General features: G+C 65.8%; 16 protein-coding genes. 4 read left to right on the top strand and 12 right to left on the bottom strand.

Annotation, left to right across the window (positions count from 1 at the left end):
• Positions 1-31 precede the first annotated feature (31 nt).
• Entirely contained in the window at positions 32-1624 is a 1593-nt protein-coding gene (locus AC0QC4_RS00895; protein WP_483657720.1) for a spinster family MFS transporter, read from the bottom strand.
• 112 nt (positions 1625-1736) lie between these two features.
• The gene (gene thpR / locus AC0QC4_RS00890; protein ID WP_483657718.1) at positions 1737-2267 is read right to left on the bottom strand and encodes an RNA 2',3'-cyclic phosphodiesterase; all 531 of its coding nucleotides are present in this window, start codon (positions 2265-2267) and stop codon (positions 1737-1739) included.
• 134 nt (positions 2268-2401) lie between these two features.
• Here thpR and AC0QC4_RS00885 point away from each other — a divergent pair, with 134 nt between their 5' ends.
• Complete coding sequence (locus AC0QC4_RS00885) at positions 2402-3139, top strand: Bax inhibitor-1/YccA family protein (protein WP_483657716.1); 738 nt, start codon at positions 2402-2404, stop codon at positions 3137-3139.
• 88 nt (positions 3140-3227) lie between these two features.
• On the opposite strand, the gene AC0QC4_RS00880 is transcribed toward AC0QC4_RS00885, so the two are convergent.
• The 4 genes from AC0QC4_RS00880 to murA all read right to left on the bottom strand — a co-directional run bounded on the left by AC0QC4_RS00880 (position 3228) and on the right by murA (position 6688).
• Positions 3228-3851, bottom strand: coding sequence for a glutathione S-transferase family protein (locus AC0QC4_RS00880; protein WP_483657714.1), 624 nt, complete (start codon positions 3849-3851; stop codon positions 3228-3230).
• A gap of 82 nt (positions 3852-3933) precedes the next feature.
• Entirely contained in the window at positions 3934-4125 is a 192-nt protein-coding gene (locus AC0QC4_RS00875; RefSeq protein WP_483657712.1) for a hypothetical protein, read from the bottom strand.
• Positions 4126-4169: 44 nt separating this feature from the next.
• Positions 4170-5405: an NAD(P)/FAD-dependent oxidoreductase gene (locus AC0QC4_RS00870; protein WP_483657710.1), complete on the bottom strand. Its 1236-nt coding sequence runs from the start codon at positions 5403-5405 to the stop codon at positions 4170-4172.
• Positions 5405-6688 carry a UDP-N-acetylglucosamine 1-carboxyvinyltransferase gene (gene murA / locus AC0QC4_RS00865; RefSeq protein WP_483657707.1) on the bottom strand — a complete coding sequence of 428 codons (1284 nt, stop codon included), beginning with the start codon at positions 6686-6688 and terminating at the stop codon, positions 5405-5407. Before murA ends, AC0QC4_RS00870 begins: the two co-directional genes overlap by 1 nt.
• A 79-nt stretch (positions 6689-6767) precedes the next feature.
• Between murA and AC0QC4_RS00860 the strand changes: the two genes are divergently transcribed.
• Positions 6768-7289, top strand: coding sequence for a hypothetical protein (locus tag AC0QC4_RS00860; protein WP_483657704.1), 522 nt, complete (start codon positions 6768-6770; stop codon positions 7287-7289).
• Here AC0QC4_RS00860 and AC0QC4_RS00855 read toward each other — a convergent pair.
• From AC0QC4_RS00855 to clpS, 4 genes are read right to left on the bottom strand one after another with little or no spacing between them, the layout of a single operon-like run.
• Complete coding sequence (locus AC0QC4_RS00855) at positions 7252-7665, bottom strand: hypothetical protein (RefSeq protein WP_483657702.1); 414 nt, start codon at positions 7663-7665, stop codon at positions 7252-7254. The two genes, AC0QC4_RS00860 and AC0QC4_RS00855, sit on opposite strands and share 38 nt — an antisense overlap.
• A gap of 15 nt (positions 7666-7680) precedes the next feature.
• Positions 7681-8037 carry a hypothetical protein gene (locus tag AC0QC4_RS00850; protein WP_483657701.1) on the bottom strand — a complete coding sequence of 119 codons (357 nt, stop codon included), beginning with the start codon at positions 8035-8037 and terminating at the stop codon, positions 7681-7683.
• A gap of 45 nt (positions 8038-8082) precedes the next feature.
• Positions 8083-8682, bottom strand: a complete 600-nt coding sequence (locus AC0QC4_RS00845) for a helix-turn-helix domain-containing protein (protein ID WP_483657699.1) — start codon at positions 8680-8682, stop codon at positions 8083-8085.
• A complete protein-coding gene (clpS, locus tag AC0QC4_RS00840; protein WP_483657697.1) occupies positions 8679-9068 on the bottom strand; it encodes an ATP-dependent Clp protease adapter ClpS in 390 nt (129 codons plus the stop codon). Before clpS ends, AC0QC4_RS00845 begins: the two co-directional genes overlap by 4 nt.
• Before the next feature lie 89 nt (positions 9069-9157).
• Between clpS and AC0QC4_RS00835 the strand changes: the two genes are divergently transcribed.
• Both AC0QC4_RS00835 and AC0QC4_RS00830 read left to right on the top strand, forming a co-directional pair.
• Positions 9158-9562 carry a thiol-disulfide oxidoreductase DCC family protein gene (locus AC0QC4_RS00835; RefSeq protein ID WP_483657695.1) on the top strand — a complete coding sequence of 135 codons (405 nt, stop codon included), beginning with the start codon at positions 9158-9160 and terminating at the stop codon, positions 9560-9562.
• 2 nt (positions 9563-9564) lie between these two features.
• Positions 9565-11211 (top strand): saccharopine dehydrogenase family protein, encoded by a 1647-nt coding sequence (locus tag AC0QC4_RS00830; RefSeq protein WP_483657693.1) that lies wholly within the window; start codon positions 9565-9567, stop codon positions 11209-11211.
• A gap of 400 nt (positions 11212-11611) precedes the next feature.
• Here the strand turns inward: AC0QC4_RS00830 and AC0QC4_RS00825 are convergent, their stop codons facing one another.
• Positions 11612-12499, bottom strand: a complete 888-nt coding sequence (locus AC0QC4_RS00825; RefSeq protein ID WP_483657691.1) for a phasin family protein — start codon at positions 12497-12499, stop codon at positions 11612-11614.
• Positions 12500-12591: 92 nt separating this feature from the next.
• A complete protein-coding gene (locus AC0QC4_RS00820; RefSeq protein ID WP_483657689.1) occupies positions 12592-14382 on the bottom strand; it encodes a PHA/PHB synthase family protein in 1791 nt (596 codons plus the stop codon).
• Positions 14383-14441 lie beyond the last annotated feature (59 nt).

Raw genomic sequence — 14441 nt, 5'->3', positions numbered from 1 at the left:
CCCGGCACCGCCAGGCGCGGTCACGGATCGCCTACTCGCCGGCGCGCGCCGCGATGGTCGCTTCGGCAGCAGGAACGGCGCGATAGGCATAGATCAGCAGCCCCAGCGCGATAGGGGCGACGCCGATCAGCGACAGGATGCCGGTCCGCAGATCGCCCACCAGCTTGCCGTCGACCATCGTGCCCGCCAGATCCGAAATCTGGCCGACCATATAGGGCCCGAACGACAGGCCGACCAAGGTTGTGCCCAGGAAGAAGGCAGCAGTGGCGGTGCCGCGCATCCGTGGCAGCACCAGATCCTGCGTCGTCGCCGCCGCCGCGCCCAGCGCTGTTGCACCGAACATGCCGGCGACGAAATTCATTGCGTAGAACAGCACCGCATTGTCGGTGGTATAGCCGATCCAGATCGGCACGATCGGCCCGACGACGCCGAAGATGATCATCAGGATGCGCCCGGCCGGATTCTTGGCCCGCAACCGGTCGGCAAGTGCCCCGCCCAGAATTACACCCAGAAAGCCGCTCAGCGCGCCATTGGCGCCAAGGATAAGGGCGAGCTGCTGCTTGGGCAGACCCAGCACTATCTCCGCATAGGGTGCCGACCAGAAGGCGAGCGCATAGGCGGCAAGGCTGACCAGCCCATAGCCCAGCGTGGTGCAGATGAAGGCAGGCGTGCCCCAGATCAGCCGGAAGGTCGCGGGGTCCTTGGCGCGCAATGTCGATGCCCAGCTGAACACGGCATAATAGCCGAGGCCGACCGCCGACCATTGCGGCAGATTGCCGGTCAACCGGATCATCCACCAGGCGAAGGCCGAGATTGCCGCAGCAAAGCCGATGTTGATCGCCAGCGCCGCCGGACCGCGTTGCCAGGCCCCGATAAGGGTGAAGGGCGGCACGATTGTGGAGAGGTCGGCCAGGAAGTTGCGGAACGGGGCCGGGTGCATCGCCGTCGGCACCCCGTCCATCGCGCCGCGTGCCGGCTCGCGCAGGCTCAGCACCCACAGCGCCACGATCAGCCCGGGTACGCCGACAGCGAGGAATGCCGCCTGCCAGCCGACCAGGCCCATCGGCCCGCCGCCGGGATAGGCGTTGTTCCACGCCTGCACGATCAGCGCGCCGATAAACAGCGAGATACCGCCGCCGATGTACAGCCCCGACGAATAGATGGCGAGCGCGGTGGCGCGCTGACGCTTGGGAAAATAATCGGAAATCAGCGAGTAAGCAGTCGGGCTGGCGGTCGCTTCCCCTACGCCCACACCCATCCGCGCCAGCGTCAGCGTCGCCTGATCGCGCGCGAAGCCGGACAGTGCGGTCATCGTCGACCACAAGGCGAGGCCGATGGCGAGCAGCCGGGTGCGGCTCCAATTGTCTGCAAGGCGGCCCAACGGAATGCCGAACAGCGCGTAGAAGACCGCAAAGGCCGCGCCGCCCAGGAAACCCATGTCGGCATCGGTCAGCCCGAGATCGGCCTTGATGTCGACCGCCAGGATCGACATGATCTGCCGATCGACGAAATTGAGGATGTAGACCACCACCAGAACGATCAGCACATACCAGCTGTAGCCGGTTGCTTTGGGCTCATCCGGCGCGGCGCTGGCTGTCGCTGTTTCCCCGGTCGCTTCGGTCACGCTCGTCTCCCACCCGTGGCTGTTGCCGCCTTGTTGCTACAGGCTTAGCAGGGCGGGGCATTGCCGCAACCTGAATGGTGATTCAAGTTCGTGTTTCGGCCGGCTGCGCGGGTCAGCGCAGCGGATAGTCCGCCAGCAGATGATAAGCCGATCCGCCATGGCCCAGCCGGCTTTCGTACAGGCCGAAGCGGTCGACAGTGGATGGCGCAATGACGGTGGTGGCGTGCGCGCTCAGCCAGTCATCGAAGGCACCGGTCGAGCGGTTCATGCGCGCCAGCGTTACATGCGGCACGTAGCTACGCTGTTTCGAGGGGCCTCTGGCGCGGGCGAGGGCGCGTTCGACCTTGTGGGCCAGCCTGGTCAATGCGTCGGCCGGCGTGGCGGCGGCCCACAGGCTGCCGCCATGACCATCGCTAAAGCTGCCGACCCCCGCGACCCCCAGCGCCAATGCCTGCGCGTCGACAGTAGCGAGCGCCGAATCGATGCGCTCCGCCTGGGCACCGTCGACTTCCCCGATGAACGCCAGCGTCACATGCAGCTGCGCGTCGCTCTGCCAGCGGGCGCCGGCAACGCCGTGCATCATGCCGATCAGGTGCTGGCGCATCGGCGCGGGCGGACGGAGGGCGACGAACAGGCGCGGCATCACCGCCCCATGTAAAGTCCGGCTGGCCGCGCGCCAAGCCGTGTCCGGTTTCACTTGAAACTGCAGCGCAAAAACACAATATTCGCGGCAGCACCGTCCTATTCCGGACGGCTTGAGGATGGAGAACAGTCATCATGGCAAATTGGTCAGACCCCCAGGGCCAGGCCACGGCGTACGGCTATGCCGGCAGCGTTGACAGCGCGACCGATGCGGGCCTGCGGTCCTATATGCTGAAGGTTTACAACACCATGGCATCGGGCGTGCTGCTCAGCGGCATCGTCGCCATGCTGTTCGCGCAGACCGAATTCGCCCGCGCCATGGCCGCGGGTCAGGGCGGTCCGCTCGCATGGGTAATCATCCTGGCACCGCTCGCCTTCATCATGGTGATGAGCTTTGGCATCAACCGCCTGTCGACTGCGGCGCTGCAGGGCCTGTACTGGGCCTTTGCCACGATCATGGGCCTGTCGCTGTCGATGGCGCTGCTGCGCTTCACCGGTGAATCGGTGGCCATGGCCTTCTTCGCCACCACTGCCGCGTTCGTGGGCCTCAGCCTGTTCGGCTATACCACCAAGCGCAACCTGTCGGCGTTCGGCACCTTCCTGATCATGGGTCTGGTCGGCATCATCGTCGCGATGCTGCTCAATGCCTTCATCTTCCAGTCGAGTGCGATGGCGCTGGTCATCAGCATCCTTGGCGTGCTGATCTTCGCTGGCCTCACCGCCTATGACACGCAGATGATCAAGCAGACCTACTATCATGTGCGGGGCACCGACATGATGGGCAAGGCCGTGATCATGGGCGCGCTCAACCTCTACCTGGACTTCGTCAACATGTTCCAGTTCCTGCTGAGCATCTTCGGCAGCCGCGAATAAGCGCGCGACAGGGACGTGAACGGGAAGGCCCGGCGGAGCGATCCGCCGGGCCTTCTGCTTTGCGCTCCTGCCTGAGCGGACGAGGGCGCTACTTGTCCATCGCGGCAATCAGGGCTGCGTCGATGGCCTTGGCTTCCTTGTAGGCGGGCCGGTCGCGGATCGGGCCGATATAGTCCTCGAAGGCGGGGCGCGTGGGGATGGAGTTGAACTGCAGCCCCCAGTCGATCTGCGCCCCGACGTAGATGTCCGCGGCGGTGAAGCGGTTGCCCGCGATGAAGGCCTTGCCGGCCACCGCCGATTCCAGCGCATCGAGCACAGCCTCGAACGAGCCATAGCCGACCATGCGCTGCTGCTCTTCGGTCGGTACCCATTTCAGAAAATTGTTGGTGATGGCCGCCTCCAGCGGTCCGGCGCCGAAGAACAGCCAGCGATAATAATCGGCGCGGGCCTGTGGCTCCGGGGTCAGCCCGGCATCGGGGAAAGCGTCGGCCAGATAGGCGCAAATGGCGGCGCATTCGGTGACGACATGGCCATCGTGCACGATAGCCGGGACCTTCCCCATCGGATTGATCGCGCGATAGGCGGCGTCCTTCATGGTGGTGCCATAGTCGAGCAGCTGCGCTTCATAGCGCGCGCCAGCCTCGTGCAGCGCCCAGCGGACGATCTGCCCGCGGGACATGGGATTGGTGTAGAACAGGATCGGATCGGACATGGCGCAGCTTCCCTTCTGCCGTGAGTCGATCCAGAACATAGTGTGAACGTGGCCGCGCGTCACGCGGCAAATGCGGGAACGCTCAGCGCAGCCGCTGGCTCCACGTCACCAGCAACACCAGCGCCGCCTTGCCGAGCGCAAGCGTCGCCTCGACCCGATGCGGCGACGGGTCGGCAAGGTCGTGGGTCTGGATGGTGATGCGCCCGGTCGGTCCGCTGATGCTGACCAGGGCGAGCGCCACGGCGCAAAGCAGGAGGGCGGAACGACGCTTCATATCTATCGATCTATCATCCCGCCCGGCGTTGCGCGAGAGGGAAATCAGGTGGCGGCCATCACTTCCTTGAGCGGCAGGGCAGCGTCCGCCAGCCGGGCGAGGTCGGGCATTGCACCATCCTCGACCAGCTTGCGGCCCTGCACATAATCCTTGACCATGTTGACGCAATCGAGTGCGATCACCCGCCCCTGGCGCAGATAGACCACGGAAAAACTGCGCGTCGCCGGGTCTCCGCGCAGCACGGTGCGGTCGTGGCCGGAGGAGAGGCCGACGGTCTGCAGCTTGAGATCATATTGGTTCGACCAGAACCATGGCGTCGCGGCATGCGGGCGCGAATCGCCGAGGATGTCTCTGGCCGCCGTGTTCGCCTGATCGTTGGCGTTCTGGACGGATTCGATCCGCGCCACCGCACCATCCGGCATGAAGGGCGTGGCCTGTGCCGCGCCGTCGCCGATGGCCCAGATGTGCGGCAGGCTGGTGCGGCAGGTTGCGTCGACCAGCACGCCGCCCAGTGCACCGTCGGCCCCGGCGGCGACCAGCGGCTCGACCGCAGGGATGATCCCGATGCCGACGATCACCATGTCCGCTGGCAGCACGCGTCCGTCGGTCAGGCGCACGCCGCTGACGCGCCCGTCGCTGCCTTCGATGCCATCGACGCCCGTCTCGGTCAGCAGCGTGACGCCATGCGCGCGATGCTCGGCCTCGAAGAAGCGCGACAGCTCCTCCCCCGCCACCCGCGCCAGCACGCGGGGCAGCGCCTCGATCAGCGTCACCGCCTTGCCGAGCTTGGTCAGCACCGCTGCCGCCTCGAGTCCGATATAGCCGCCACCGATAACCACGACCTGTGCGACATCGGGCAGGACCGCCATCATCGCATCGGCATCGGCGCGGCTGCGCACGGCAAACACCCGCTCGAAGTCGGCGCCCTCGCACATCAGCCGCCGCGGTTCCCCGCCGGTGGCCCAAATCAGGTTGGCGTAGCCATGGGCCGACCCGTCATCGCACGTCAGGGTGCGCGCCTCGGCATCGACGGCCACCGCCATTCGGCCGCCGATCAGCGCTATATTGCGATCCTGCCAGAAGGCCGGCGGGCGGATCAGCATCCGCTCCCATGCCATGTCGCCGGACAGATAGTCCTTCGACAGTGGCGGCCGCTGGTATGGCAGCTCGGTTTCACGGCCGAGGATGGCGATGCTGCCCTCATAACCGCCTTGGCGCAGGGCTATTGCCGCCTGCGCACCGGCATGGCCGCCGCCAACGATCAGCGTGTCGACCTGCATCAGCCGGCGCTGACCCGTTCGATGTCCGCGCCTACGGCCGCCAGCTTCTCCTCCAGCCGCTCATACCCGCGGTCGAGATGGTAGATACGGCTGACGTTGGTCTCGCCGCTGGCCGCCAGTCCGGCGATGATCAGGCTCATCGATGCACGCAGATCGGTGGCCATCACCGATGCGCCGCTGAGGGCCGGCACCCCGCGCACTACCGCGCTGCGACCCTTGACGGTGATGTCGGCCCCCATGCGGGCGAGCTCGGGCACGTGCATGTAGCGGTTTTCGAAGATGGTCTCAGTCAGCACGCTGGTGCCCTCGGCAAGGCACAGCATCGCCATGAACTGCGCCTGCATGTCGGTGGCAAAGCCGGGGTAGGGCGCTGTGGACAGGGTGATGCCCTTGGGCCGGCCGTCATGCGCCACCTTGATCCCGCCGGCATAGGCCTCCACTTTCGCGCCGGCTTCCTCCAGCGCATCGATGGTCGCCACCATCTCGGCCGCATTGGCGCCGACCAGATCGACTTCGCCGCCGGTCGCCATCACCGCGCAGGCATAGCTGCCCGCCTCGATGCGATCGCTCATGACGCGATAGGTGGCGCCATGCAGACGGTCGACGCCTTCGATGGTCAGCGTCTCGCTGCCGATGCCGTCGATCCTGACGCCCATCGCGACCAGGCAATTGCACAGGTCGATGATTTCCGGCTCACGTGCGGCATTGCCGATGATGCAGGTGCCCTTGGCGCGGCTCGCCGCCATCAGCGCATTTTCGGTCGCACCCACCGAGACGACCGGGAAGTGGATCTTGCCGCCGGGCAGCCGCCCGCCCGGTGCCTTCGCCTTCACATAGCCGGACGCCATTTCCATTTCCGCGCCGAAGGCTTCGAGCGCCTTCAGATGCAGGTCGATGGGGCGATTGCCGATCGCGCAGCCGCCGGGCAACGACACCGTCGCCTCGCCCATCCGCGCGAGCAGCGGCCCCAGCACAAGGATCGACGCACGCATTTTGCGGACGATGTCATAGGGCGCCATGGTCGAGGTGACCGTGGTCGCCCGCGCGGTCATCACCCGCCCAAAATCCTCGGGGCGCGATCCTTCGATGGTGGTCGAACAGCCGAGCTGGTTGAGCAGATGCCCGAATCCGTCGATATCGGCGAGGCGCGGCAGATTGCGCAGCGTCAGCGGCTCGTCGGTTAGCAGTGCGCAGGGCAGCAGCGTCAGCGCGCTGTTCTTGGCACCGGAGATGGGAATACGGCCGTTGAGACGCTGGCCACCGCGAATGACGATCTGATCCATGAAGGGGTCTTAGCGGGAGTTTTCGCTTCGTGAAAGAAGCGGCCACGTTAACCTGATCCATCGTATATGGCTTGGCACGATGAAACGAGGTCAGTTAATTGCACTCGCCGCGTGCGCTCTTGGCGCTGATGTCGTATATGCATGCCGCGCGCCGACCGAAACGACAGAGATTTTCTGGCTGACCACCGTTCGCACGACGGTCATTCTGACGGATGATCGCGGTGTAAATGGCCTGACTGCGGCTTACCCCGATCGTCCTGTCGCCTATCTTGGGACGGGTGGTCTCATGTATTCCGGTCAACCGCTAGAGGATCCCGCATCGATCATATACGACGAAGGCGGATACGGGCCGCATGGCGGTAATCGTTGGACGGCGATGATGGATATCCGGCCGGACGCCACCATCGGTATGGTGCTGAAGTCGGTTGCGCAGCTGCAAGCAAGTTGCAACGTCACTGTGTTTGTTGGTTACAGGATGCCCAGGGGCGGATATTTAGGCATCGATCCGCAGCCTCGAACAGTCCGGTCGCTGCCAAAACCGCTATGCGAAAAAATCCTAGTCCCTACCCCGCAAAATCCCTCCGGCGCAGCCGCCGATTGACACTGGCGAACAGCATCAGCAGCACTATCGGGAAGGCCATATATTTGGTGGCATAGGCATAGGCCTGCGGCATGATGTTGGCAAAGATGACCATCTGCAGGTGGACCAGCACCGCGATCAGCTGCCAGGCCGTGACCCAATAGGGCCAGAAGCGATCGCTGCTTAGCGCGATGCCCCATAGTGCGAACAGCACGATCACATCGATGATGAATATGCCCGTTTCCAGATAGTCCCAGGTCGAGCTGCCCAGCACGCCCGCCGCGACAACCCCGGTGGCCAGCGATCCGACGATCAATATCAGCGCCCCGACGCGCTCGGGCTGGCCCCCCAGCAGGAAGACCAGCCCGAGACACGCCGAATAGGCGAGGATGTCCAAAGCGGACCTCCCCGCCTACGCGACCCGAAGAGCCGCACGACGATGCCCGGTCTCGGGTTCGAGCATGCCGTTCGGCTGGTCGGCTGTTGGGCCGATGGCATAGGCTTTGAGCCCGACCTCGGCCTGTACGGTGAACAACGCCTTGTGAGCGTCGATGATGGCGCAGCGCAGCTCGCCAGACAGGGCAATCGCCTCTGCCGTCTTGGCCAGTGCCTCGTGACCCAGCGAGGGGCGCAGGTTGACGGCGCGGCGCTCGTGCGGGAGCGCGGCCATCAGCGTGGAAAGATTGATGATGGCGTCATCGACGGCTTCTTCGGCGTTTCTGAGATGCGCGGCGATGCGGCGGGCAGCGGCAAGACGTTCTTTCAGCATGCGTACCATCCTTCCCTGATCCATCCCCGAGACGGGATGATGGTGTCAGAGCCGGAGGTTGCCCAAACTCTGCAGCACCGTGTTGAGCATGACGAGCGCCAGTATCGTCAGAAAGGCGAGGCCGATGGGCCAGGCTATCCGGGCGAACAACCGATCGTCATTGACCGGGCGGCTCTTCGTCGGGAAGGGCCACCCGAACCCCGATGCGCCGGCTCTGTCGGCGGTTGGCATCGGTGTCGTCGCTTGGTGGGGCAGGAGCGCTGCCGGGTCATCTCCCATCGGCTGGTATCCCATTTGATGGGATGTGGCGGCGCCGGCGACGGAAGCGGGTGCGGGGACGGCAGTCCCGACCGGCTCCGCCGGTGCCGCCGAGACAGATGGGGTTGGCTGCGCGGGGGCTGCGGGCAACGGCGCGGCCTGGGCAACCAGCTTGGCTGCCTGGACCCGGCTGACGCCGCCCAGTTTGGCGCGAGCGCGGTTGATGCGGTTGACGATGGCGTCTTCGGACACACCTTCGATCCGCGCGATTTCCTTGGCGGTCAGATGATCATGGACATGGCGCAAGGTGCTGATCTCGAGCGGTGTGAGCCGTTCGAGACCTGCTAGCCGCCCGGCATCCTGCGGAGCGGCGGAAGAATCGCTCATGCTTTTTCCAGTGCGCATTGCAACGGGTGCTGGTGCTCACGCGCGCAATCCATCACCTGCGTCACCTTCGTCTCGGCCACCTCGAGCGTGTAAATGCCGCACACGCCCACCCCGCGCTGATGCACATGCAGCATCACCCGCGTTGCCTGCTCGATGTCCATGCGGAAAAAGCGCTGCAGCACCATCACCACGAATTCCATCGGCGTATAGTCGTCGTTGAGCATCAGCACCTTGTACAGCGACGGCTTCTTGGTCGCCGTGCGGGTCCGGGTCGCGACCCCGGTGCCGGCATCATTGCCGTCGCCGGTGCCGTCGCCCTCATCCTCCCCGCTCATCATCGGAGCGGCAGCGAGCAGCAAGTCGTCGAGGTTGGTGAGGTCGGGCATGGTCGCGCCAAGATAATGGCACTGCCCCCCTGCTTGCAAGGCTTGTGGCAGTGGCACATTCGCCACCGGGGCGATAAGGATCGTCGCCGATGACCGATGTCGATGGCCCTATCGTCCTGTTCGATGCGCAATGCGTGCTGTGCAGCGCCAATGCCCGGTTCATATTGAAGCATGATCGCGCAGCGCGGTTTCGTCTCGCGGCGATGCAGGGCGCGGCGGGGGCGGCGCTGTTCCGCAGCAACGGCATCGATCCGGCCAATCCGGACACGATACTCGTCATCGACGGGCCCCATGTGTGGCGAGATTCGGATGCCGTGCTGGCCATCTACAGCGGCCTTGGCTGGCCATGGCGGCTGGCGGGACTGGCTCGCCTGATCCCGCGCGCGCTGCGCGATCCGGTGTATCGCTGGGTAGCCCGCAACCGGTATCGCCTGTTCGGCCGGCGTGAGACCTGCTGGCTGCCGGAGCCACGCTTTGCCGACCGGCTGTTGTGAGCATGGCGGCGCCGGATCCGATTGTGCTGATCGTCGGTGGCTATGGCGGATTCGGCAGCCGGCTCAGTCGCAGGCTCGCCGCCCAAGGGGTCAGGGTGATCGTTGCCGGCCGCTCGCTCGCCCGCGCCCGCGCCTTCGCCGCCACGCTTGATCGGGCCGAAGCGCTGATGCTCGATACCCGCGCACCCGATCTGGCGGCGCGGCTTGTCGCCAGCGATGCTGCGGTGGTGGTCGATGCCGCCGGCCCGTTTCAGCAGGCTGAGCCGCTGGTCGCGCGTGCGGCGCTGGCGGCGGGCATCGCCTATTGCGATCTGGCCGACGCGCGGGATTTTGTTTGCGGCATCGCTGCGCTCGACGCAGAGGCCAAGCAGCGCGGCGTGACCATCCTGTCCGGGGCATCCAGCGTGCCCGCGCTGTCCGGCGCCGTGGTGCGCCGTCTCGCTGCAGGCATGGAGCGGGTGGCGGAAGTCGATATCGCCATTTCCGCCTCCAACCGCGGCGGTGCCGGGGCGTCGGTTGCCCGGGCGATGCTAAGCTATGCCGGGCAGCGCTTTGCGGTGTGGCGCGGCGGCCGGGTGGACCGGCTGACCGGATGGCTGGGGCTGGCCAGGCGCACCATCGGCATCGCTGGCGGGCCGTCGCTGGGCCGCCGCTGGCTGGCCGATGCCGATGTGCCGGATCTCGCCCTGCTCCCCGCCCGGCTGCCGGGGCGCCCATCGGTTCGCTTCCGCGCCGGGACCGATCGCGCCGTGCAGGTGTTCGGCCTGGCAATGATCGCGCTGCTGGTGCGGCTGGGTCTGCTCAAATCGGGGGCGGTGCTGGCCGGTCTGCTCGCACCCTTGCAGCGGCTGACCGGGCTGGCGGCGAGCCGCAAGTCCGGGATGCAGGTCCGCGTCGTCGGCCTGTCGGGCGGCACCGCCATCGAGCGCGAGTGGAGCCTGGTGGTCGACGATGGCTTGGGGCCGGAGGTGCCCACCCTGGCCGCAGCCTTGCTCGTCGACGCGATGCTGGGCCGACGCATCGCCCCCGGCGCGCGGGATGCGGGGGAGGCTCTGACGCTGGAGGAATTTGCGCCCGCGTTCGATGGCATCGGCGCGCTCAGGGCGGAGCGGGAACGCGCACTGGCCCCGCCGCTGTACCGCCGCGTGCTCGGTGCCGCGTTCGACCGCCTGCCCGCTGAGGTGCAGGCCATGCATTCGGTCATAGGCATCGCCGGCGCCGCCGGTCGGGGCAGGGTGACGCGCGGCACCAACCCGCTGGCCCGGCTCGTCGCAACGATCATGCGCTTTCCCCGCGCCGGCGAGCATGCTCTGCATGTCCTCTTCGAAACCGGGGACGGGCATGAGACATGGACCCGCGATTTCGGCGGGCAGCGGTTCCACAGCCGCCTGTCGATGGCCAAAGGGCGCCTGGTCGAGCAATTCGGTCCGATGCGCTTCCACTTCGACCTCGCGGTGGATGGCGACGGGCTGGTCATGCTGCTGCGTGGCTGGACCGCAGCGGGCATTGCCATGCCGCTGTGGCTCGGCCCGCGTATCCGGGCATCGGAGGCGGTGGATGGCAACCGCTTCCGCTTCGATGTCGCCATCGCTCTGCCGTTGATCGGCGACGTCATTCACTATCGCGGCTGGCTCGACCGGCCGGTGTGAGGCACTGGGCGCCCGCAGCGGCACGGTCGGCGGGACATCTGTTCCGCTCCGTTACGCGTCGGCCAAGCTGTAATCAGCGCACCGCCGGGCAAGGGCATGGAGCAACGCCGCCGGACCAGGCGGGCGGCGCCAACGGCCCCGGTGCGGTGAGTGATAGGCCTGTTTCTGTGTTGAGATGAACAGGGCGGTGGTGCCAAACGGCGCCACCGCCCTTTTAGCGTCTGCGCCGCGTCATGCCTCGCCTGTCAGCGGCACACACGACAAAGGCAGGAGAGGGCAATCAAGCCTCTCCTGCCTTTTGCACATCATCGTCATCGGCCTGCGGCGAGCGCCGCTGCGGCCTTGTCGCTCGGGAAACCAGGGGGGCCGGGTTCAGCCGCCCCTGCTTCCCGCGTCACGCTCAGGCGGCGGTCTTCAGCTTCGACATGGCAACCGAGATGCGGCTGCTGATCGGCTGGAACGCGTCGTTGGCGAGCTTGACGGTCATTTCGGTCGCCTTGGCGCCATTCTTGACGGCCTGGTCGAGCGCGGTCTTCGACAGTTCCGACTGGAGCTGGAAGAATTCGGTCGGGCTCTTCACCGCAGCATAGCGCTTGGCGGCTTCGGTGGTGTCGGCCATCGACTGCTTGGCAACCGCGACGAACTCTTCGCCCATGGTCTGCACGCCCTTGGCGGTGATCTTCAGCGATTCGACGATCGCTTCGACATTGCCCTTGTTGAACTCGACGGCGTCCTTGGCGAACTCCTGGCCCTTTTCGGCAGCAGCCTTGGCGCGGGTCTGGAATTCACCGGCGAACGCTTCGGCGCGGGCCTTGGCTTCGGTGGCAACCTTGGTGGCTTCTTCGGTGATCTTGCTGGTGGTTTCGGTGATCATGGTCTGTCCTTTGCTCATCAGCGTCGCGGCAGGAGCGGCGGCGGCTTTCACAGTGGCGGGGATGGTCTTGGTCTTGGCAGCGACAACCTTGGCAGCGGCCTTGACCGGCGACGCCTTGGGAGCAGCAGCAATCTTCTTCGGGGCAACCTTGGCCTTGGTCTTGGCCGCAACCTTGGCAGCGACCGGCTTGGCAGCAGGCTTCGGCGCAGCCTTCTTGGCGGCCGGGGCGGCGACAGCAGCCTTGGCCACCGGTGCGTCAGCCTTCGGGGCGGCGACGACTGCAGGCGCGTCGGCCTTCGGTGCAGCAGCAGCAACCGGCTTGGCGGGGGCTACAGCCTTGGGTGCAGCCGGCACAGCGGCACTGGCGGCGGCATAAGCCTGTTCAGCAGAGGTATCTTCGTTGCGCGTGGCCATGGTGGCGCTCCATTGCAGTCTTGTTGCACTGCACAATAAGCATCCTGCTGCCTAACGTCAAGAGGAAATTGTGCAGTGCAGCAAAGCCACGATCAGCGCTGCCTGACGTAGCGGCCGGGCGCGTCCTCGATGGCCTTCAGCCTGCCATCGCCGGGGATGCGCGCGCCTTTGGCCTTGACCTGGGCGGGGGCCAGCGCGTCGAGCCAGCGCAGCCAGTCGGGCCACCAGCTTCCCTTGATTTCGGTAGCTCCGGCGACGAATTCGTCGAGCGTCGCCGCCTTGCCCTCATTGACCCAATGCTGGTATTTGTTGGCAGCAGGCGGGTTGACCACCCCGGCGATATGCCCGGACCCGGCCAGCACGAAGCGTTTCGGGCCAGCGAGATGGTGCATCAGTTTCCAGACGCTGTTCGCAGGTGCAATATGATCCTCGCGGCCCGCCTGGATGTAGGTTGGCGTCTTGATCTGGCCGAGGTCGATCGGCGTGCCGTCCGCCATCATCGCGCCCGGCACCACCAGCCGGTTGTCGCGATAGAGGTCGGTCAGATAGCTTTTGTGCCAGCGCGCCGGCAGATTGGTGGTGTCGCCGTTCCAGTAGAGCAGGTCGAACGGGGGATAATCCTCCCCCAGCAGATAATTGTTGACCACATAATTCCAGATCAGGTCGCGCCCGCGCAGGCTGTTGAATGTCGCCGCCATATAGCGCCCGTCGAGATAGCCCGGTGCCGACAGCGTCTCGATCATCTTGAGATGTGCCTCATCGACCATCAGCAACAGGTCGCCCGCCTCGCTGAAATCGACCTGCGCGGTGAAGAAGGTCGCGCTGGCCACGCTGTCCGCGGCATCGCGCGCCGCCAGCAGCGCCAGCGTCGCGGCCAGCGTGGTCCCGGCCACGCAATAGCCGATGGTGTGGACGCTCTCGACGCCCAGCCCCGTTTTGATGGTGGCGATGGCGTCGATCTGGGCGGCGATATAATCGTCCCACACCACGTCCTTCATGCTCTCGTCCGCCGATTTCCAGGAGACGATGAACACGGTGATGCCCTGCTCGACCGCCCAGCGGATGAAGCTTTTTTCCGGGTTGAGGTCGAGGATGTAGAAGCGGTTGATCCACGGCGGGAAGATGACCAGCGGCACTTCGTAAACGCTCTCGGTGGTCGGCGCATATTGGATCAGCTGGTAGAGCGGCGTTTCATGCACCACCTTGCCGGGCGTGGTGGCGATATTGACGCCCAGCTCGAAGCGGGAGGTGTCGACATGCGTCAGCTGACCCTTCTTCAGGTCGGCGAGCATATGCTCCAGCCCCTTGACCAGATTTTCGCCGCGCGTTTCCATGGTGCGCTTCAGCACCAGCGGGTTGGTCAACGCGAAATTGGACGGCGCCATCGCGTCGATGAAATTCTGGGTCTGGAAACGCAGTTGCGCCTTCTGCTTGGGGTCGAGCCCGTCGACGGCATCGGCGGCGGCCAGCATCCGTTCGGCGATCATCGCATAGCTTTGCCGGACAAAGGCGAACAGCGGATGCGCATTCCATTCGGGCGCGGCAAAGCGGCGGTCCCTGGTTTCGGGCTGGGGCAGTTGGCCCACCATCATCGATTGCCACAGGTTGATGCTGTCCTGCCAGAAACCGGTCGCCGCGCCGAGCCACGATGTCGCCGCACTGGGATTGCCAAGCTCTGCAGCAGCGGGCGGCTGCATCATCGCGGTGAAGGCGCCGGGATCGCCGAGCTTGGCGAGCATCGCCTGGACCTGCTCCTGCCCCTCCTGCGACAGCGCGAATTCCAGCAGCAACTGCTGGGCGCGACCGATGGTCTGGGTCCAGTGCTGAAACTCCTCCAGGGTCGGCATCGGCGGCAGTTCGGTGTCGCCATCGATTCCTGTCATCGCCATGCCTCCCTTGCGTGCGTGCCGGTCCACTCTACGCGCGCGCCAAGGCTTGGCAA

It is taken from the genome of Sphingomonas sp. jy18 (genome assembly GCF_056931895.1).
This window is presented reverse-complemented; position numbering and strand designations above follow the sequence as displayed.